The sequence below is a fragment of the Nonomuraea purpurea genome (assembly GCF_042650645.1).
In the GTDB taxonomy this organism is placed as follows: Bacteria; Actinomycetota; Actinomycetes; order Streptosporangiales; family Streptosporangiaceae; genus Nonomuraea; species Nonomuraea purpurea.
On sequence record NZ_JBHSBI010000015.1, the window covers coordinates 250,856 to 270,825 of the forward strand.

16 protein-coding genes are annotated in these 19,970 nt (G+C 70.4%); 5 read left to right on the forward strand and 11 right to left on the reverse strand.

What is annotated here, in order from left to right:
• Positions 1–6: 6 nt before the first annotated feature.
• The 9 genes from ACFOY2_RS29270 to ACFOY2_RS29310 all read right to left on the reverse strand — a co-directional run bounded on the left by ACFOY2_RS29270 (position 7) and on the right by ACFOY2_RS29310 (position 14,202).
• Positions 7–2,100: a glycoside hydrolase family 36 protein gene (locus tag ACFOY2_RS29270; RefSeq protein WP_379531303.1), complete on the reverse strand. Its 2,094-nt coding sequence runs from the start codon at positions 2,098–2,100 to the stop codon at positions 7–9.
• Positions 2,101–2,124: 24 nt separating this feature from the next.
• Entirely contained in the window at positions 2,125–4,149 is a 2,025-nt protein-coding gene (locus tag ACFOY2_RS29275; protein WP_379531304.1) for a hypothetical protein, read from the reverse strand.
• A gap of 199 nt (positions 4,150–4,348) precedes the next feature.
• On the reverse strand, positions 4,349–6,073 hold the full coding sequence (locus ACFOY2_RS29280) for a hydantoinase B/oxoprolinase family protein (protein WP_379531305.1): 1,725 nt from the start codon (positions 6,071–6,073) through the stop codon (positions 4,349–4,351).
• Positions 6,070–8,115 (reverse strand): hydantoinase/oxoprolinase family protein, encoded by a 2,046-nt coding sequence (locus tag ACFOY2_RS29285; protein WP_379531306.1) that lies wholly within the window; start codon positions 8,113–8,115, stop codon positions 6,070–6,072. The genes ACFOY2_RS29280 and ACFOY2_RS29285 overlap by 4 nt, the downstream gene beginning before the upstream one ends.
• Positions 8,115–9,005 (reverse strand): LLM class flavin-dependent oxidoreductase, encoded by an 891-nt coding sequence (locus ACFOY2_RS29290; protein ID WP_379531307.1) that lies wholly within the window; start codon positions 9,003–9,005, stop codon positions 8,115–8,117. The genes ACFOY2_RS29285 and ACFOY2_RS29290 overlap by 1 nt, the downstream gene beginning before the upstream one ends.
• On the reverse strand, positions 9,002–9,967 hold the full coding sequence (locus ACFOY2_RS29295; RefSeq protein WP_379531308.1) for an ABC transporter permease: 966 nt from the start codon (positions 9,965–9,967) through the stop codon (positions 9,002–9,004). The genes ACFOY2_RS29290 and ACFOY2_RS29295 overlap by 4 nt, the downstream gene beginning before the upstream one ends.
• On the reverse strand, positions 9,964–11,454 hold the full coding sequence (locus ACFOY2_RS29300) for a sugar ABC transporter ATP-binding protein (protein ID WP_379531309.1): 1,491 nt from the start codon (positions 11,452–11,454) through the stop codon (positions 9,964–9,966). Before ACFOY2_RS29300 ends, ACFOY2_RS29295 begins: the two co-directional genes overlap by 4 nt.
• 26 nt (positions 11,455–11,480) lie before the next feature.
• Positions 11,481–12,536 carry a sugar ABC transporter substrate-binding protein gene (locus ACFOY2_RS29305; RefSeq protein ID WP_379531310.1) on the reverse strand — a complete coding sequence of 352 codons (1,056 nt, stop codon included), beginning with the start codon at positions 12,534–12,536 and terminating at the stop codon, positions 11,481–11,483.
• Positions 12,537–12,720: 184 nt separating this feature from the next.
• Positions 12,721–14,202, reverse strand: coding sequence for an AfsR/SARP family transcriptional regulator (locus tag ACFOY2_RS29310; protein WP_379531311.1), 1,482 nt, complete (start codon positions 14,200–14,202; stop codon positions 12,721–12,723).
• A 143-nt stretch (positions 14,203–14,345) separates the two neighbouring features.
• On the opposite strand from ACFOY2_RS29310, the gene ACFOY2_RS29315 reads away from it, so the two are divergent.
• From ACFOY2_RS29315 to ilvA, 4 genes are all read left to right on the forward strand, one after another.
• Positions 14,346–14,762, forward strand: coding sequence for an XRE family transcriptional regulator (locus tag ACFOY2_RS29315; protein WP_379531312.1), 417 nt, complete (start codon positions 14,346–14,348; stop codon positions 14,760–14,762).
• A gap of 11 nt (positions 14,763–14,773) precedes the next feature.
• Positions 14,774–15,259 carry a hypothetical protein gene (locus tag ACFOY2_RS29320; RefSeq protein ID WP_379531313.1) on the forward strand — a complete coding sequence of 162 codons (486 nt, stop codon included), beginning with the start codon at positions 14,774–14,776 and terminating at the stop codon, positions 15,257–15,259.
• The gene (locus tag ACFOY2_RS29325) at positions 15,256–16,248 is read left to right on the forward strand and encodes an MAB_1171c family putative transporter (protein WP_379531314.1); all 993 of its coding nucleotides are present in this window, start codon (positions 15,256–15,258) and stop codon (positions 16,246–16,248) included. Before ACFOY2_RS29320 ends, ACFOY2_RS29325 begins: the two co-directional genes overlap by 4 nt.
• 442 nt (positions 16,249–16,690) lie before the next feature.
• Complete coding sequence (ilvA, locus tag ACFOY2_RS29330; RefSeq protein WP_379531315.1) at positions 16,691–17,941, forward strand: threonine ammonia-lyase IlvA; 1,251 nt, start codon at positions 16,691–16,693, stop codon at positions 17,939–17,941.
• Positions 17,942–17,975: 34 nt separating this feature from the next.
• Here the strand turns inward: ilvA and ACFOY2_RS29335 are convergent, their stop codons facing one another.
• A complete protein-coding gene (locus ACFOY2_RS29335; protein WP_379531316.1) occupies positions 17,976–18,563 on the reverse strand; it encodes a TetR/AcrR family transcriptional regulator in 588 nt (195 codons plus the stop codon).
• 73 nt (positions 18,564–18,636) lie between these two features.
• Here ACFOY2_RS29335 and ACFOY2_RS29340 point away from each other — a divergent pair, with 73 nt between their 5' ends.
• Positions 18,637–19,185: a GNAT family N-acetyltransferase gene (locus ACFOY2_RS29340; RefSeq protein ID WP_379531317.1), complete on the forward strand. Its 549-nt coding sequence runs from the start codon at positions 18,637–18,639 to the stop codon at positions 19,183–19,185.
• A 9-nt stretch (positions 19,186–19,194) separates the two neighbouring features.
• Here ACFOY2_RS29340 and ACFOY2_RS29345 read toward each other — a convergent pair whose 3' ends face one another.
• The gene (locus ACFOY2_RS29345) at positions 19,195–19,530 is read right to left on the reverse strand and encodes a hypothetical protein (RefSeq protein WP_379531318.1); all 336 of its coding nucleotides are present in this window, start codon (positions 19,528–19,530) and stop codon (positions 19,195–19,197) included.
• Positions 19,531–19,970 lie beyond the last annotated feature (440 nt).

Sequence of the window (19,970 nt, forward strand, 5' to 3'; positions counted from 1 at the left end):
GATCTCTCATCGGTGGTTCGTGAGGCGGAGGATTCGGGCGGCGAACGGCTCCTCGCCGCGGAAGACCAGCGTCAACGCGCCGGCGCGGGGGTCCCAGTCGGCGTCCCAGGCCGGCAGGTGCCGGGGGAAGCGCACGTCCAGGTCGATCGCCCGGCCGGCCAGGTGGGGCAGCTCCAGCCGGACCGACGGCGCCGCCTCCTCACGCCGCCACACCCCGAGGTAGGTGTGCGCCTCGGTACGCAGGCCGAGCGCGAGCCAGGCGTCGTCCCAGCCCGGCAGGCCGAGCGGCCACACCGGCGTGGCCCGCGCCAGGTCGGCGCGCAGCTCCCGGTGGACGCGGACGGCCTCGCGCACCCGGCCGAGCTGCTCGGGCCGCATCCGGTCCAGGCGGCCCGACAGGTAGAGGCGGCCCAGCAGACCGGTGCACAGGGCGTAGGCGACCTGTTCGTCCGACATGTCCGGCTGTGGGTAGGCCCAGCTCGCCGACTGCTCCGGCAGCACCGACATCGGCGCCGCCACCGCGACCGGCGGATAGCGGCGGAAGTCCTGCTGGTCGCTGGTGGACTGCAGGTGCATCCGCGACAGCAGCGCGTAGTCCATGCGCATCGCGCCGGACGCGCAGTTCTCCAGGATCAGCCCGGGGTGGCGGGCCAGCAGCCCGTCCAGCCAGGCCAGATGGGCCCGGTTGTGCTCCAGCAGGCCGTCGCCCGCGCTGTCGGCGTCCAGGTCGGTGCCCGCGCCGGGGTCGATGTTGTAGTCGAGTTTGAAGTAGCCGACGCCCAGGTCCTCCACCAGCCGGTCCACGACCTGGTCCAGGTGCGCGAGCGCGCGCGGGTGACGCAGGTCGAGGTGGTAGCGGCCGTGCTCGACCAGTCGGACGCCGCCGCGCTGCAGGAACGCCTCCGCCGGCAGCTTGTCCGCCATCGGGCTGCGCACGCCGATCACCTCGGGCTCCAGCCACAGCCCCGCCACCATGCCGCGTTCGCGGATGCGGCCGAGCACCTCCTCGATGCCGTCAGGGAAGCGCGTCTGCGACGGCTGCCACTCGCCGACGCTGTCCCACCAGGCGCCGCCGTCGTCGTACCATCCGGCGTCCACGCAGAACACCTCGGCGCCCACAGAGGCGGCGGCGTCCACCAGCGGCAGCAGCTTGGCCGTGGTCGGGTCGCCCATCAGCGTGTTCATGTAGTCGTTGAACACCACCGGCAGCCGCTCCCTGTCGGGGTGCGGCCGGACGATCGCCCGCCGGTGGGCCGTCAGCGCGGCGGTGGCCCCTTCGAGCCCGCCGCCGGACACCGCGACCGACACCGGGACCGTGGTGAACGACTCTCCCGGACGCAGCCGGCGCTGCCACTGGTGGTCGACGTCGGTCGGGCCGAGCAGCGCGACGTAGGGGGCGTCGAGCCGCTCGCCGATCTCCCAGCGCCAGGCGCCGTTGTGCTCGATCTGCCACAACCACGCCTGCTCGCCGTCGACCAGCCCGCCCGTCGGCAGGCGGGCGCCGGTGGACCAGGTGCCGGAGCTGAGGACCGCCAGCAGGCCGCGCCCGTCCTGCCCGTGCGCGGCCAGCCCGAGATCGGGCACGTGCCTGCGCAGCGGTTCTCGGGTCCAGCGGCTCTCGCCGAGCCATTCGCTCTCGGCGTGCACCACCTCGGCCCGATCGGGACAGGCACCTGCCAAGGCGGCGGCGAACGACGTCACGCCCATCAGCAGCACCGGCTCCTGGCCCCGGTTGGTCACCCGCGTGCGCGCCTGGAACGCGCTCACGCCCTCGGCCGAACGCAGGCGCACCTCGGCCTCCAGCCCGCTCTCCGGGTCGCGCAGGTCGATCCGGAGCTCGCGCCAGTTCCCGTCCTCGCGCTGCTCACAGCCCTGGTAGAGCAGGCGGACGCCGACGGCCGTGCGGGAGAAACGGTGCGAGGCGCGCGCCCGCCCCGCGCCGGGGAGCAGCAGCTCCACCAGCGGCTGCGTCGTCCGGGGCCGCTGTTCGGCGCGGCCGCCGTCGGACAGCGAGCGCACGCCGACCGGGCCGTCGGGTGACACGTCCAGCACGATCCGCAGGCGCTCATGGCCCCAGACCACGCTGGTGTTGGATGACATCAAGACTGCTGCTCCCTGAAAGTGCTAGCCGAGCGGTGCGGCGATCTGGATGAGGTCGAGGTCGGGCGCGTAACCGGCAGAGGCGTTGCCGAACGTGATCGTGTTCGCGCCCGCGGCCAGCGTGACGTCCACGACCGTGGTGCGGTAGTTCGACCAGCCCAGCGTGTTGCGGAAATAGTGCCGCCGGGCGGCGCCGCCGTTGACGGAGATGTCGGCGTAGCGGTCGACGATGTTGGAGTTGTAGTTGTCGGAGCCCTCGCCGAGCTCGCCGTTGGCGTAGGTGACGACCATGCGGTACAGACCCGCCCTCGGGGCGGTGACGTCGTTGAAGCGCAGCGTGTTGGCCGCGCCCGCGCCGACGTAACCGACGTAGCTGCCGCCGGAGGCCGCAGAGTTGGACGCCACCCTGGCCGCGCCGCCGAGCGTGTTGGCGGCGGACTCGGCCTGGTAGGCGGTGATCGTGCCGGTGGTCGCGGCCACGTCGGCGTAGTCGACGGAGGCGCCCTGCACCTCCAGGCGGTTGACGCCCGCGGTCAGGAACACCTTGGTGGTGACCGTGTTCCAGCCGGACGCGCCCGTGACCTCGGTCAGGTCGGAGCCGTTGAGCCGCAGCCTGGCCGGGCCTCCGGAAAGCCGCAGGCCGAGGTTGTAGTAGCCGTCCGACGGGGCCGTCACCACGAACGTGACGCCGCCGCCCTCGACGTACGACGCCGCGGCGCCGTAGGTGATGCGGGCCGCGCCCGACAGGGCGGCGTACTCGGCCTCGTAGCGCGACGCCGACGGGGACACGTCCTTGGCCGGCGTCACCACCACGTGGTACGCCGAGGTGCCCTTCAGCCCCGTCAGCGGGATCGTGATCTGGCCGCCGGAGACGGTGTGGTTCGTCGCCGAGATCCGGTACGGGCCGGGGGAGGGGTTCAGCCCCGTGCTGTCCACACCCCAGACCGTCGCCTGGACCGTGCCGCCCAGCGCCGCCGGGATGCCCTTGACGGCCAGGTTCGCGTCATAAGAGCCGCTCGCCGGGTTGTTGCCGCCGAAGATCACCCTGGCCTGCCGCTTGCCCTGGTCGAACGCGGCCAGCGCCTGCAGCGAGCCGCCCGGCGCGGGCGGGGTGACGGCCACCGTCGTGCCGGTCAGCTCGCCGTACCACTTGTACAGCCACCAGCCGCCGGTCGCCTGGTTGTTCCTGGTGACCAGGTCGTTGAGCCCGCCGGCCGTCGTCCAGTACGCCAGGCAGCCGTCGACCTTGCTGTTTTCGAACTTGGCCACGAACTGCACGAGATTGCCCGGCACGCCCAGATCGCCGGAGAAGCGGCCGTACTCGTTGATCGTGATCGGGCGGGGGCTGACGCCCAGGCTCGACTCGATCGAGCGGTAGTCGGCGTAGTGCTCGTTCCAGCTCGTGAAGAAGTCGTCACCGAGTTCGTGCCAGGTCATCACGTCGGGCAGCACGTTGTTGTCACGGGCGAAGCGCAGGAACGCGCGCAGGTCCGCCGAACGGTAGCCGGCGAAGTTCGGGCCCGCGATCCGCGCCCCCGGGTCGATGGAGCGGATCTTGCGGTGGACGGTCCTGTAGTCGTTGAGGAAGGCGGTCAGGTTGCCGCCGTACCAGATCTGGTCGGGCTCGTTGAACGGGACGTAGACGTAGGAGGCCCGGTACGGGTCGGCGACGACCTTCCTGGTCATCGTGTCCACCTTGGCCAGGTAGTCGTCGATGCCGAGGTTCTCGTACGGCCACTGCTTGTAGACGTCCTGCATGTAGATCTGGATGTCGCGGCCGCCGGCCCGCTTGAACATGGGCGCGATCTTGAGGGCGTCGCCGTTCGGGTGCTGCAGGCCGTCCGGCGCCTTCTGGGCGGTGACCTGGGGTTTGAGCGCGGCCAGCATGGTCTCGTTCGGGATGCCCTCATCGCCCAGCCCGTACAGGAATCCGGTGGCGCCGTACCTGGGCGCGCCGGTCGGGGCGGCGAGGTCGACGACGATCTGGGACGCGGCCGCGGCCTGGCTCGGCGTCGTGGTCAGGGCGCTCGTCATGAGGGCCGCGGCCACTGCTGCCGACCATGCATGTTTCCTCCTCATAGCTGTGCCGACCTCCTTGCGTGCTGGGGAACGTGGGGAGGTGCACTGATGTGACCGGTCACATCAGCTGTGGCTTGAGTGTGATCGGTCACATGGCCGAGAGGAAAGGGGGTGTTACCAGGTTGTTACTGAGAAATGTCGGGGTCTCGCATGGCAGGCGTTGGCCGAATCACGCGCCAGCCCTCCTCGCGGCGCGCAGCCGTGCGGTTGTCTCGGCGTCCACCTCGAACGTGGCCCGGTCGACCGACACGCCGTAGTCGCGCTCGGCTGCCTCGGCGCTGACGTAGCCGTTGCGGACGTCCGCGGCGACGCGGCGCGGTTCGCGCCGGAAGGGGTCGCCGTAGCCGCCACCGCCGCCGGTGTTGTTGACCAGCACCTCGTCGGCTTCCAGCCGGTTGTAGCTGCCGCCCTGGACCACCTCGCGGCCGGTGCCGGGGTTGAGGACGACGTGGTTGCTCTGGCCGGGATGTCCCTCGCCGATGGCCCACGGCTGGGTTCTGGTCTTGTAGACCAGGCAGATGCCGGTCGAGGGGGCGGTGAAGCGGTACGTACGGCCGACGCCGACGCCGCCCCGGTGCCGTCCGGGTCCTCCGCTGTCGGGGCGGTAGCCGTACGACTCGATGAACATGGGCGACTTGGTCTCCAGGACCTCCACCGGGTTGTTGCGGCAGCCGGGCTCGGACAGGTGCATGATGCCGTCCTCGCCGTCGCCGCCCGCGTGGCCGCCGAAGCCGACGGCCTCGTTGGTGGCCTCCAGCCACGCCTCGCCGGTGCGCGGGTTGACGCCGAGGCCCATCATGGAGCAGACGTCGCCGCCCGAGCAGGCGGGCACGCGGTCCGGCATGCCCTGGGCCAGCGCCTTGAGCACGACCTCGCCGCCGAGCAGTCCCGTCCACAGCGTGAACGTGGGCATGGGCGGCACCGCGTGCATCACAGAGCCCGGCTCGGTGACCACCCGCAGCGGGCGGAAGTTGCCCGCGACGACCGGGGTGTCCGGCGTGGTCAGGGCCTTGAAGACGAGGCTGCAGAACGCCTCCGTCTGGCCGACGGGAAGGTTGATCGGGCCCTTCACATCGCGTTCGCTGCCGGTCCAGTCGATGACCATCTCGTCCTCGCCGATGGTCACGGTGACGTTCATCCTGATCAGACGGTCGGCGTCCACGCCGTCGCTGTCGACGAAGTCGTGCGCCGTCCAGGTGCCCTTGGGCAGCTTGGCCAGGGCCAGCCTGGCGAGCCGCTCGCCGTGGTCGTTGATCGCGTCCATCGCGGTGGCCAGCACGCCGGCGCCGTACTTGGCGGCGATCTGCCGGGTGCGGCGCACGCCGGTCACGCAGGCCGAGACCTGCGCCTGGATGTCGCCGATGGTGCGCTCGGGCATCCGGCTGTTGAAGCGGATGATGTTGAACACGTCGTCGTTCTGCACCCCGCGCCGGTAGAGTTTGGAGCAGGGGAAGAAGAGGCCCTCCTGGTACATGTCGGTGGAGTCCAGCACGTACCCGGGGTCCTTCTGCTTCAGGTCCAGCACGTGGATCCGGCAGGAGGCGAAAGCGATGAGCTCACCCTCGTGATGGATGGGCGCGAACACCAGCGGGTCCAGCGTGTGGGCCGAGGCCCAGTACGGGTAGTTGAGGATGAAGACGTCGCCGGGCTCCAGCGCGTCGCGGCCGAGGAACTCCACCGCCCTCTTGATGCCGTGGTCGTTGCCGCGCGTGAACACCGCGATGCCGGGCGCGTCGGCCACGACGTCCCCTTGGGCGTCGTGGATGCCGATGCCGTAGTCGTGAATCTCGTAGACCACGGTGTTGTACGCGGTGCGGCACAGGTTGCGCGCCATCTCCTCGGCTGCGGCGAGCAGGCCGTGCCGGATGATCTCGGTGGTGATGGAGTCGCTCACTGCTGCCCTCCGGTGCTGTCGTTCACGGAAATGACCAGTTCGCCGTACCGGCCGACGCGCACGACGTCGCCGGCGTGGATGACGGACGTGGCCGTGTGCTCGGTGATGACCGCCGGCCCTTCGACGCGATCGCCGGCCAGCAGGTCCTCGCGCGTGTAGATGCGGTATTCGACGGCGGGCTCGTCCGGCGACAGGTACACCTGACGCGCGCCCACCGGCCGCGGCCCGCCCGACGAACGTGCGGCCATGGTCGGGAGCTGCGGCTTCTCGACTGTCCCCGTGGCCCGCAGCCGCAACGTGGTGACCTCGACAGGGTCGTCCATCGTGTGGCCGTACTGCCGTTCGTGCAGGGCGGCGAAGGCGGCCTGTACGGAGGCGGCGAACGTGGCCGCCTCATCGGGGTAGGCCACCGTGACCGAGTGCTCCTGCCCCTGGTAGCGAACGTCGAGCGTGCGTACCAGCGCGCGCCGGCCCGGCCCGAAACCCTCGGCGGCGAGCTGCTCGACCGCCTGTGACTCCATCTCGCGGTACACGGCTTCCGCCGTCGCCGCGTCGAGCGTGGCCAGCGGTGTGACGGCCGTACGGGCGAAGTCGTGCTGCACGTCCGCCAGCAGCATGCCGAACGCGGAGAACGCGCCCTGCCCCGGCGGCACGATCACGGTCGCGATGCCCAGTTCCCTGGCGACCTCGACGGCCACCAGGCCGCCACCGCCGCCGAAGGACAGCAGCGCGAAGTCCTTCGGGTCGCGTCCGAGCTCGACGGTGATCGCCCGGACGGCGCCCATGATCTTCATCGTGGAGATCTGGACGATGCCGCGGGCCAGCGCCTCGCAGGTCAGGCCGAGCCGGGCGGCGATGGGCTGCAGCGCCTTGTCGGCCAGCTCGTGGTCCAGAGCGAGCTTGCCGCCGAGCGGGCTGTCGGCGCCGAGGTGGCCCAGCACCAGAGCGGCGTCGGTGAAGGTGGGAGCCGTGCCGCCCCTGCCGTAGGAGGCGGGGCCCGGGGCCGCGCCCGCGCTCTGGGGGCCGACCTGCAGGGCGTCCGCCTCGTCGAGCCAGGCGATGGACCCGCCGCCCGCGCCGATCGTGTGGATGTAGAGCGAGGGCGTGTTGATCGGCAGCCCCTCGAACTCCGCGCCCTGGTACAGCACCGGCTCATGATCGAGGATCAGTGAGGCGTCGAGGCTGGTGCCGCCCATGTCGATGGTGATCAGGTTGGGCTCCTGCAGAATCCTGGAGAGCGCGGCCGCGCCGATGACGCCGCCGGCGGGGCCGGACAGGATGAGGCTCACGGGCTGTTCGCGGGCGGCCTGCGCGGTCATCGACCCGCCGCCGGAGCGGGTCATCAGGAAGCGTCCGGTGAAGCCGCCGCCGGCCAGCTCGCCCTCCAGCTCCCGCAGGTAGCGGTGGACGATCGGCTTGACGTAGGCGTCCAGCACGGCGGTGCTCGTCCGCTCGTACTCCCGGTACTCCCTGGACAGCTCGTGCGACAGCGTGACGGCGATGCCGGGCGCGACCTCTTCGAGGACCTCGCGCATCCGCAGTTCGTGCTCCGGGTTGGCGTAGGAGTGCAGGAACGCCACCGCGACCGAGTCGTAGCCCCGTTCCGCCACGGCCGATGCCACCCGGCGGGCATCCTCGACGTCGAACGGGGTGTGCACGCTTCCGTCGAACCGGCAGCGCCCGTTCACCTCGAAGGTGTCGTAACGCTCCAGCAACGCCGGGGGCTTGCGATAGGTGATGTCGTAGTTGGTCCTGCGATCGGTGCGCCCGAGCAGGTAGACGTCGCGGAACCCCTTGGTCCCGATCACGGCGGTGCGTGCTCCCGTACGCGTGAGCAGCGCGTTCAGCCCCAGCGTGGTCCCGTGCGTGAACATCGTGATCGCCGGCGTGCCGGACTCGGCCAGGCCGAAGGCGTTCATGACGCCGCGCGACGGCGCCTGCGGCGTGGTGGGGACCTTGCCGAAGGTGAGCGCGCCCGTCTCGGTGTTCAACTCCACCACGTCGGTGAACGTCCCGCCGACGTCGATCGCAAGCCTGCTCATCAATCCGCCTTCCTCGGTAGCTGGTGCGTGGCCGCGACGAAGTCCAGTGCGCCGGACGGCATCCCTTTTCCGTCGTCCGGGCGCGGCCAGTGCAGGGTGAGCTCGTCGAAGCCCGTCTCGCGCAGGCGGCCGACGAAGTCGGCGTAGCGGTCCTGGCTCTCGAACGGCCAGGCCATGTCCAGGGCGACCTGCGCGATCCTGCGTAGCGCCGACGGCGGCCTGCCCTCGGCTTCGAGCGCCGCGCCGAGCGCCCGTCCCTGCTCCTGCAGCGCCGCGAACCAGCCTTCTGGATCGTCCTGACGCCGGTAGGGGCCGTAGGTGACCCACGCCTGGCCGTGCCGCGCGGCCAGGCGCAGCGCGCGGGGGCCCGTCGCGGCCACGGTCAGCGGGACGCGGGGGCGCTGGAGGCAGCCGGGGATCTGGCGCGCCTCGACAGCGCTGTAGCGCGGCCCGCGCACCGTGCTGATGTCGTGGGTGAGCAGGCGGTCCAGCAGGGCGAGCCACTCGGCGAAGCGCTCGGCGCGTTCGGAGAGGGAACGCGGCGCGTCGCCGAGCACGGCGGCGTCCGCGCCTTCGGCTCCGGCGCCGACGCCGATCTCCAGCCGCCCGCCGCTCAGGTGGTCGAGCGTCATGATCTCCTTGGCGAAGGTGACGGGGTGGCGGTAGTTGGGCGTGGCCACCTGCGTGCCCAGACGCACCCGGGAGGTGGACACCGCGGCCGCCGCCAGCATCGGCACGGCCGCGTGCCACGGCCGGTCCTTCAGCGCGGTCCAGGTCAGATGGTCGTAGGTCCACACCGTGCGAAGGCCGAGCGACTCGGCCGCCCGCACGTCGCAGACGAAGGCGGCAGGGTCGCGGTCGGGCAGCACCAGGGCTGACAGGTCCATCATCGGCGCTTGCTCGCGACGCTCAGCGCGACCGCGGCCAGGATGACCACGCCGGTCGTGAGGTCCTTGAAGAACGGGTTGGCGTTGAGAATGTCGAAGCCGTTGTCGATCAGGGCCAGCAGGTACACGCCGCAGACCGAGCGCCAGATCGCGCCGACACCCCCGTAGATGCTCGTGCCGCCGAGGATGACCGCCGCGATGGCCAGCAGTTGCATGCCGTCGCCCGCCTGCGGTTGCCCGGTGCCGATCCGCGACACCCCGATCGCCGCCGCGATGCCCGCGGCCAGGCCGCTGTAGAGGAACGTGTACAGCTTGATCCGGTTCACCCGGATCCCGGACAGCTCGGCCGCCTCGGCGTTGCCTCCAACGGACAGGACGTACCTTCCGAAGGTCGTGCGGTTCAGCAGAAATCCTGACAGCAGGGCGAAGATCGCCAGGATGACGATCGCATAGTAGACGGGGCCGATCCCGCCCCGGCCGAGCGCGGTGAACCCGCCGGCGGGGACGCTGATCAGGAACCCTCCGGTGATCAGCACGGCCAGCCCGCCGTACACCAGGCTGGAGGCCAGCGTCGCCAGGAACGAGTGGATGCGCAGCCGGGTGATCGCCGCCCCGTTCACCAGGCCCAGCGCGGCGCCGGCCAGCGGCGCGGCGAGCAGGCCGAGCAACGGGCTGTTGAAGTGCAGCGCCACCCACGCGGCCACCACGTTCGCCACGCTGAAGATCGCCCCGGTGGACAGGTCGAAGCCGCCGCAGATGACGACCAGCGTCCCGGCCACGGCGATGATCGCCAGCGGGGCGTTCTGGTTGAGGATGTTCAGCAGGTTCGTCAGCGTCAGGAACGACGACGTCGACACGCTCAGCACCGCGAACAGCGCCACGAGCATGATCAGGACGGCGTAGTGGCGGATCAGGGCCGGCACGTTCACGCCGGATGCCGCCCTCGCCGATGCGGTCGCGGTCATGGCCTTCCTTCTGTACCGGGGGATGTCGCCCCCACCTCGAACAGTCGCTGCAGGACCTCGTCCACCGACGTCCCAGGGCCTGGGACCTCCGCGATGATCGAGCCGTCCCGCACGAGGTGGACGCGGTGGCTGAGGCCGACGACCTCCTCCAGCTCGGAGGAGATGAGCAGGACGCCGGTGCCGGCGGCGGCGATCTCGACGATGAGCTGGTAGATCCGCGACTTGGCGCCCACGTCCACGCCCCTGGTGGGCTCGTCGAGTATGAGGAACCCGGGACGCCCCAGGAGCCATTTGGCGAACAGCACCTTCTGCTGGTTGCCGCCGGAGTACACGGACACGTCGCCGTCGAGCGCGGCCGGCCGCACGCCGAGGCGCTCGACCAGTTCGCGGACGGCGGCGCGTTCCGCGCGGCGCGACAGCACCCCGGCGCGCGAGAAGCGGCGCAGGTGCGGCAGCGTCACGTTCTCCAGCACGGGACGCAGCAGCACCAGACCCTGGGCACGGCGGTCCTCGGGGATCATCGCCATGCCACGGGCGATCGACGCTCTCGGGGAGGCGGCCGTGACCACCGCGCCCCCGAACAGCACCTGCCCGGACTCGACGCGGTCGCAGCCGAACAGCGCCCTGGCGATCTCCGTACGTCCACTGCCGACCAGCCCCGCCAGGCCGACGATCTCGCCCGGCCGCACCAGCAGCGACACCTCCCGTACGGACGCGCTCCGCACCTCGCGCATCTCGGCCACAGGAGCCGTGCCCGGGGACGGCGCCGGGGGACGCTCGGGCAGCACCATGTCCACGGGCTCGCCCAGCATCGCCTCGACCAGGCTCGCCTTGGTCTCCCGCGCCGCCGGCGCCGTTCTGATCACCCGGCCGTCGCGCATGACCGTCACGCGGTCGCAGTTGCCGAGCACGTCGTCCAGGAAGTGGGTGACGTAGACGACCGTGGTGCCGCGCGATCGGAGCCGGCGCATGATCTCGTGCAGGCGGTCGCTCTCGTCGGCGGTCAGCGAGGAGGTCGGCTCGTCCATCACGATGATCCGCGCGTCGCGGGCCAGGGCGCGCATGATCTCGACCTTCTGCTGGTCGGCGATCGAGAGCGTGTGGACCGGCGCGTCGGGCGGCAGCCCGAAGCCGCAGATCTTCTCCAGGTCCCGGTATCGGCCGCGCAGGTCCCCGCGCAGGACGCCGAGCGTGCGGCTCTCCCTGCCGAGGAACACGTTCTCCGCCACGGTCAGGGCCGGGACCAGGCACAGCTCCTGGGCGATGACGACGACCCCGGCCTCCTGCGCCCGCCTGGTGTCCCAGCGGTGGACCTGCCGGCCGAACACCTCAAGCTCGCCCGAATCCGGCTGGTAGAGCCCGCCGATGACCTTGCCGAGCGTGGACTTGCCGGCGCCGTTCTCGCCGACCAGGCCGTGCACCTCGCCTTCGACGAGTGACAGCGACACCGAGTCCAGCGCCTGCGTGGAGCCGAAGCGTACGGACACCTCCCGTACTGTCGCGGGGGACCCCATCAATCAGCCCACTCGCCGGCGAAGTCGGGGTGCTGGCCGAGGATCTCCTTGGTGACGATGACCGGTACGGGGCCCAGCGTGTTCGCGTCCACGACCGGGGTGACCTGCTTGCCGCGTACGGCGTTGACCACCTGCTCCAGCGCGGCCTTGCCCATGCTGTTGGGGAAGTCCACCTGGTCGGCCGCCCATTTTCCGGCCCGTACCTGCTTGATGGCTTCCTGGTTGCCGCCGCCGCCCGTGATGTACATCTTGCTCGGGTCCACGCCGGCGCTCTCCAGCGCGACCTGGGCCCCGATGGTCTGCTGGTCGGCGTTGGACAGCAGGACGTCGAGTTTCGGGTTGGCCTGCAGGATGTTCTGCATGGCCTTCATCGAGGTGTCGCGGTCGTAGTTGCCCTGGCCCGTGGCCACGACCTTGATGTTGGCGTGCCCGTCGAGCACCGACCTGTAGGCCTTGTTGCGCAGGTTGTCGAAGGGGAACTGGAGCTGCCCGATCAGGATCGCGACCCTGCAGGGGTTCTTGCCCTCGCAGTAGCCCACGACGCCTTCGGCGAGCTTCTTGGAGTTGGCCTCCGTGTCGGCCGCGACCGTGGACACGACGCCCTGCACCTGCGGTTTCAGCTCGGTGAGCTGCGGCCCCACCGGGAACAGCGTGGTGACGACGGGTATCTTGGCGCGCGCCGCGGCCGGGATCGCGGCCGCGATGCCCACGTTGTCGTTGGGCACCAGGACGATGCCGTCGAACGTGCCTTGGCCGGCGACGTTCTGGACCTGGTTGAACTGCGTCTGGCTGTCGAACTTGCCGTCGAAGACGGTCACCTCGACGTCGCCGTACTCCTTGGCCCTGGCCACGGCGCCGTCGTAGACGGCCTTGTTGAAGCCGTTCTGGCTGGAGGAGGCGAGCAGGGCGACGCGGACGGGGCCCGTCTTGCCGTTCTGGGGAGTGCTGGAGGAGTAGACCTGGGAGACGTCGGAGTTGCAGCCCGCGAGCGTGAGGCTCAGGGCCACGCCGACGGCGATCACCAACCTCCGGGAGGGCTTGGACAGTGATTTCACGGGCACCTCAATCTCGTGGTGCGTGTGTTTCCGCAGGTGACGGCCACCTTTGAGGCAGTACAATGTCACACTGCAAGTTTGCAGTCAATGCTCCGCCCTCTGGGTAAAAGAGACCGTTTGTCCGCTTCTGCCCGCCCGGCGCGCCCGACATGCCAGGTCAGGGCAGTGGATCCGGTGAGTGTGGTCAGCCCGCCGCGTACTCGGCCGGCCGGTGCCGCTCCATCGCGAGCCGGTCCCTGGTCGCGGCGAGGGTTTCCGCCGGGTGTGCGGCCAGGCGGGCGGCGGCGAAGCACAGCTCCACGGGCAGGCCGTCGCAGAGCCTGGCCACCTCGGCCGCGGCCTCGGGTTCTGCGCCGACCCGTGCCCGGCCGACGAGGCGCGACAGCAGCAGGGACGACTCCTCCTCCGACAGCGCGCCCAGACGGGTCTGGCCGATCCCGACCAGCGGCACGAGCGAGCGGCGACTCGTGATCACCACGCCGCAGCCGGGGCCGCCGGGGATGAGGGGGCGGACCTGGGCGGCGTCGCGGGCGTTGTCCAGGACGACGAGCACCCGGCTGTCGTAGGTGAGCGACCGGAACCGGGCCGCGGCCTCGTCCACCGAGCCGGGGATGGCCGCCTCCGCCAGCCCCCAGGAGCGCAGGAACCGCCTGAGCACCTCAAGGGGGCGCAGCGGTTCGACGCCGGGCGTGGCGCCGTACAGGTCCACGTACAGCTGGCCGCCGGGGAAGTGGCCGGCGATCTGGTGGGCGGCCTGGATGGCCAGCGCCGACTTGCCGATGCCGGCCGCGCCGACGATCGCGACGACCGGCGGGCGTCCGCCGGAGGTCATCTGGGCGTGGAGCCTGCCCAGTTCGGCCGCGCGCCCGGTGAAGGCGTCGTTGTCGGCGGGCAGCTCGGCGGGGGCGGGGACGCCGCCGAACCGCTGCGCCGTCCTGGCTATTACGCCGCCCTCCCGCAGGTGCTGGTACGCCTGCTGGATCTCCGGCCCCGGATCGGCGCCCAGTTCGGCGGAGAGCAGGCTCCGGGCCGCGCGGTAGGCCGCGCGCGCTTCGGCCGGACGTCCCGCCTGGGCGTGGGCGACGATCAACTGGGCCCAGAAGCTCTCATGCGTCGGGTGCGCCCGCACGGCCGCCTCGAGATTCGCGATCACCTCGGCGGGCCTGCCCTGGCCGATCTCCACCTCGAACCAGCGTTCCTGCGCCCGCAGGCGCTCCTTTTCCAGGACCGGCACCACCTCGCGCTGCAAGGGTCCGGAGTCGATGCCGGCCAGCGCGGGCCCCCGCCACAGCGCCAGCGCCTCGCGCAGCAACCGCGACTCCCGCGCGGTGTCGCCCCGTTTCCTCGCCCCGTCCGCCAGCGCCGTCAGGTGGCGGAAGCGCAGCACGTCCAGCGTGTCGGAGTCGGCCAGGACGCGGTAGCCCGAGTCGCGCGAGGCGATCAGCGTGTCCCCGCCCCCCAGGGCCTGCCGGAGCCGGGACATGTGCGTGTGCAGGGAGCCGTACACGTCCGACGGGAGCCGGCTCTCCCAGAGGTGCTCGACCAGCTCGTCCCTCGTCACGAGCTGGTTGGCCTGGAGCAACAGGGCGGTCAGCGCGATTCGCTGCTTGGGTGCGGTGACGATGACCGGAGCGTCGTCCTTCGTGATCTCCAAGTGTCCGAGCACGCCGAAACGTAAGCCACGGCCTGGCCTCATGCGTTTCCCCCATCTCCCATGTGGCAAAGGGAGCATAAACTGGTGTAGGCGGGATGTGTCAACCAGTGTTTGAGAGACCCTGGCTGTTCTCAAACAACAGTTGGGAGTGTGCGGTGGCAGAAGAGGGCGGCCGGACGTTGGCCGACAAGCTCAACCACCTGTTCGCGACGATCCATCCCGGCGGACGGGGGCCGTACTCCAACACCGAGGTCGCGGCCGGGATCAGCGCGAACGGCGGTTCGATCACCGACGCCTACATCGGGCTCCTGCGCAGCGGCAAGCGCGGCAACCCGACCTACAACCACCTCAAAGGACTGGCCGAGTTCTTCGGCGTCAGCGTCAACTACTTCTTCGACGACGAGGTCGCGGCCAAGATCGACGCGGAGCTCGAACTCGTGACGGCGATGCGCGACAACGACGTGCAGCAGATCGCCCTGCGCAGCAAGGACCTGACGCCGCAGAACCGCAGCGCCATCCTCACCATCATCGATCAGATCCGCCAGATGCAGGGTCTGCCGCCCGCGAAGTAGAGGACGAGTCGTTGGGGCGAAGCTTACGCAGGACCTGCTCGGCCAAGTTACGGGAACTCGGACTGCCGTCGCCGTTGACCGTGCAGAGCCTTCGCACGCACCTGGAGACGATCCGGCGCCGTCCGATCACCCTGATGCCTCTGAGCGGGCTCGACTCCGGCGGCCCCTGCGGCATCTGGGTCGCCACCCCGGCCACCGACTTCGTGCTCTACCGCGACAACACCTCGCCGGTGCACCGCTCGCACATCATCCTGCACGAACTGTCGCACCTCATCTTCGAGCACGCGCACGTCCTCGAAGGCGACTACCGGCAACTGCTGCTCCCCAACCTCGGCGACACCGCGATCCAGCGCATGCTGGGCAGGACCGCCTACGCGGTGCGCGAGGAGCGGGAGGCCGAGACGCTGGCGTCCCTGCTCGCCGGGCTGATCGCCCGCGAGGTGACGGGCCCTGACGACGACGGCCGCGACCAGCGCCTGCACGAGCTCCTCAAATGAACTGGCTCGGGGGAGACGCGCTGTATCTGCGCCTGACGCACATCGGCATCGGCGTGATCTGCTGGATCGTGCTGGCCGTGAAGACGGCCGATCTGCTCAGGAATCCGGGGAACCGGGGACTGCGCAGCCTGGTCGGCGTCTGCCTCGGCATGAGCGTCGCGCTGACGGTGGGGCTGCCGCCGATCTACGCCCTGATCGACCGGCTGACCCACGTTCCCAACCTGGGCAAGCTGCTGCAGCACCTCGCCACGATCGGCGCCTGCTGCGCCATCAGCGTCATGCTCGTGCGCCTGGAGAACGATCGGCCGGGGGCCGGCGCGCGCGTGCGACGGCGGATCGTCTTCGCCGGTGCCGTCGCGGTCGCGATGGCGGTGCTGTTCCTGCTCGCGCCCGTCGACGTCTCCGAGCCCATCGAATTCGCCGACCGGTATTCGACAGCCCCGTTCATCCCGCAGTACATGTTCCTGTTCATCGCGATGATCGCGCTGGCGTGCGCGGACATCGCAGTGTCGGTCTGGCGGTACGGACGCCGGCCGCGAAGTGCCGCCTACCTCCGGCTGAGCGGCCTGCTGGTTTTCGGGGCCGCGTTGTCCGGCGTCGCCTACTGCGGGTTCAAGGCGTTCTACATCGTCGCCCAGTTCACCCGTTCCGCCCTGCCGATGGACGAACGTTTCCTGTCCACGCCGCTGGCGCTGACGGCCGTCGTTCTCGGCGCCGTCGGCCTCGCCCTGCCGAAGGTCGGCACACTCCTCGAAACGGTCAGCAAGCGGCTCGGATATCTGCGGGCCTATCGGCGCCTCCATCCCCTGTGGTCGCGCCTGCACGCCGCCATGCCGGAGATAGCCCTGCACCGGCCGCGCGGCCGGGAGCCGCTGGCCTTCTTCGACATCGAATACCGGTTGTACCGCCGCGTGATCGAGATCAGCGACGGCATGCTCGCCCTGGGCGTCGCCGGCCTGGCCCAGGACGCCCGGCCCGACGCCGCATGAGCCGCCGCCGCGGCCGAGGCGCTGGCGCGCTCGCTCGACGGGGAGCAGACGGCGCACGAAGGCGCCGCCGACCAGCCCGACCGCTCACTCGACGACGAGATCGCGTGGCTGGTCCTGGTCGCCGACGCCTACCAGCGGCGGACCGGCAGGTCACAGCACGTCAGTCCGTAGCCGGCGCACGCCCTTCCGCGGCCGACAGGCACGAGACAGCTCCAAGACAGCCCGGTTCGCCATGCTGACGGCGTCTCGGGGCTGAATCGATGGGGATCCATGGGCGTCGCAACACATCGTCGGAGGTTTCGCGTCGTCGTGGCTGAGGGGCGGGCGCGGTGGGAATACCATGGCCTGGTGGGATCGTTGTGATCGGTGTGCCCGGGCGCCTGTTCGGCTGCCGTTGTGGGCTCCCACCATCCCTTGATCCACCGCTGTGCCAGGAGTGTGAATGGGCGACCGCCTCACCGCCGCGATGATCAGCCATGCGGCTGAACGGTTGCGGCCGGTGATCCGCCATACCGCACTGGAGCCGAACCAGCGGCTGTCCGATCTGCTCGGTGGTCAGGTGCTGCTCAAGCGCGAGGACGCGCAGGTCTGCCGCTCCTACAAGGTGCGCGGGGCGTTCAACCTGATCGCCTCGCTCACGCAGGAGGAACGGCGGCGCGGCGTGGTCTGCGCGAGCGCGGGCAACCACGGGCAGGGCGTCGCCTTCGCGTGCGCGCGTCTGGGGATCAGCGGCCGGGTGTACGTCCCGTCCACCACGCCACGGCAGAAGCGCGAGCGCATCGCGGCGCTCGGCGGCGACCGGGTGGAGATCGTGGTCGGCGGCGGCACCTACGACGAGGCGAGTGGCGCCGCGCACGCCGACAGCGACCGGACCGGCGCGATCTACGTGCACCCGTTCGACGACGTCAGGACAATGGCCGGGCAGGGCACGGTCGGCTTGGAGATCCTGGCGCAGAGCGGACAGGCACCGCACACCGTGATCGTCCCTGTCGGCGGCGGCGGCCTGATCAGCGGCATCGCCGTCTGGCTGCGCGAACACTCACCCGGCACCCGCATCGTGGGCGCGGAACCTGCCGGAGCGGCCAGCATGCGCGCCGCCCTCGACCACGGCGAGCCCCGCGCCCTGCCCCGGCTGGACACCTTCGTGGACGGCGCCGCCGTCGGAAGGGTGGGAGACACCACGTTCCCCCTGGTCAAGGACCTGGTCGACGAAGTCGTCACGGTCGATGAAGGCGCGGTGTGCACCGAGATGCTGGATCTCTACCAGAGCGACGGCATCATCGCCGAGCCCGCCGGGGCTCTCGCGGGCGCCGCGGCCCGCGAGATCCTGCCCTACGCCTCCGGAGCGCCGGTGGTGTGCGTGGTGTCGGGCGGCAACAACGACGTCAGCCGGTACAACGAGGTGCTGGAGCGCTCTCTCGTGCACATCGGGCTGAGGCACTACTTCCTGGTGACCTTCCCGCAGCGCCCCGGCGCCCTGCGCCACTTCCTGGACGAGGTTCTGGGAGAAGGCGAGGACATCATCGCCTTCGAGTACGTCAAGAAGAACAACCGCGAAACTGGCCCGGCGCTCGTCGGCATCGAACTCGAGCGGGCCGGCGACCTCGACAGCCTCCTGGTCCGGATGAAGGCCGGCCCGCTCACGGTGGAGCGCATTCCGCCAGGCTCGCCACTGTTCACCTTCCTTCTCTGACCTCCCGCGGGTCAGCCGCGGTTCCAGTGAACGATCATCCCTTCGCGAGGCGCAGGTAGTGCTCGATCGCGGAGGTGACACGTTCGAGGTCGCCGGTGGCGAGGAGATCGAGCAGCGCGCCGCGCAGGACGGCCAGGGCGAGGGTGCGTTCGGCCGCGGCCGTCGTCGCGGTGGCCCCTTCGGGCTGGACCGCGGTCAGCAGAGCGAGCCAGTCCTCGACCGTCTGCCGGGCGAAAGGCCCCCATGGGCCGTCCGGCTCGGCCGTTGAGCGCGCGTAGGCCTCGACCCAGAGCTTGAGCAGCGGTCGCGTCGGCTCTCCTGAGAGCCAGTGCCAGATGACGCGTACCGTGGCGGCCAGGTCGCCCCGCTCGCCGATGCCCTGGGCCTGGGCTCGGGTCCTGGCGAGGAAGTCCAGCTCATCGTTGCGCGCTCGGGCCAGCAGGGCCTTGATCAGTTCCTCTTTCGATCCGAAGAGAAACAGCAGAACACGAGGGCTGGAGCCGATGGCGGCCGCCAGGGGCCGCAGGGACAAACTCGCCAGCCCCTGCTCAAGAACGTAGCTGTAGGCCCGTTCGAGGAGTTCTTGTTTGCGAGCGGACAAGGGTCGCGCTGTCTGGCTCATGAGGTTACTCTTGCACTGAAACGACTGTTTCAGTAGTCGCGGACATAGAGACTTCGCACCACACGGAGGCGCCATGAGCGACCGGTCGATCGAGACGATGGCGATACGCCGCCTGGGACGGCCGGGCGACCTCGGCTGGGTGGTGATGGCCCACGGCGAGATCTACGCCGCCGAATTCGGCTGGGACACCGACTTCGAGGCACTCGTCGCGCGCATCGTCGCCGACTACGCGGCCGACAACGACCCGGCCCGCGAAGCCGCATGGATAGCCGAGCTCGACGGCCGCCGTGTCGGCTGCGTCTTCTGTGTCGCCGCGGACGAGACGACGGCCCAACTGCGGATCTTGCTGGTCGACCCGGCGGCGCGCGGACACCGGCTCGGCGCCCGGCTGGTGGACGAGTGCATCGCCTTCGCCCGCCGGGCCCGCTACGAACGCATGAAGCTGTGGACCAACCATCCACTCGTCGCCGCCCGCACCATCTATCTCTCGCGCGGATTCCGCCAGGTCGAACAGGAACAGCACCACAGCTTCGGCGTCGACCTCATCGGCCAGGTCTTCGAGCTGGACCTGGCCGCGACGGTGCCCATAGCCGATGAGGCGTCCGCGGAAGGCGTCCGATGACCTCGACCCTCAGCCACACACCCTGACCTTCCCCCCTTCCACGGACTGATCGGCCCCCACCTCGCGGCCTCGGCCGACCGCATCACCGCCCTGGTCGAATGGCTGGGCGGCCCATCGGCCCTGTCCGAACGCGCCAAAGACTCGGTCGGCCTCATCGGAGGCGACCTGTCCGGATATCCCCAACTCGCCGGTGAAGCCCGCTACGCCGCCGGCCAGATCGCCCACGTCGCCCGCCGCCTCCTCCTGGGCGAACGACTCCCACCCTTCCACGGTCACGTGGACCTGGCCGAAGCCATCACCTGATCGCCGGACCTCTGGCCGTTCTGGGAGCGTGGTCACTGCCATGCGGCCCTCGCCACGAGTCCGACGGACTGGCGCCACGGCGCCTGGCAAGGTTGTCACCGCATCAGCGGATCCGGCGCCTTCGCTGCTGACGGGCGCGGCAGGTGGCCTCTTCCTGCATGGACAGCGAGATCGCGGGCCAGATGGGCGCGGCGCAACCCACGCGAGCGGAGGTAGCGGAGATCCTCAACGGTGTCGTACACGTACATGAGCTGGACATGGAATTGACCTCCTCCTCGGCGTAAATGCCGGGGACTTCCCCACGTCGCCGTGGGGTCCTTACTGCTTCTGCTACGCCGCGTGCGCGTCGTAGGTTTCGGGCTGTGCCAGGGTCGGAGTTGCCTCACCTGGTCTGACCTGCCCTCCACAGTCGTTTATGCCGTGTCCAGCCGGCCCGGCGGCCACGGTCGAGCCGTTGATGCGTCGCCCTTCGATGAGAATGT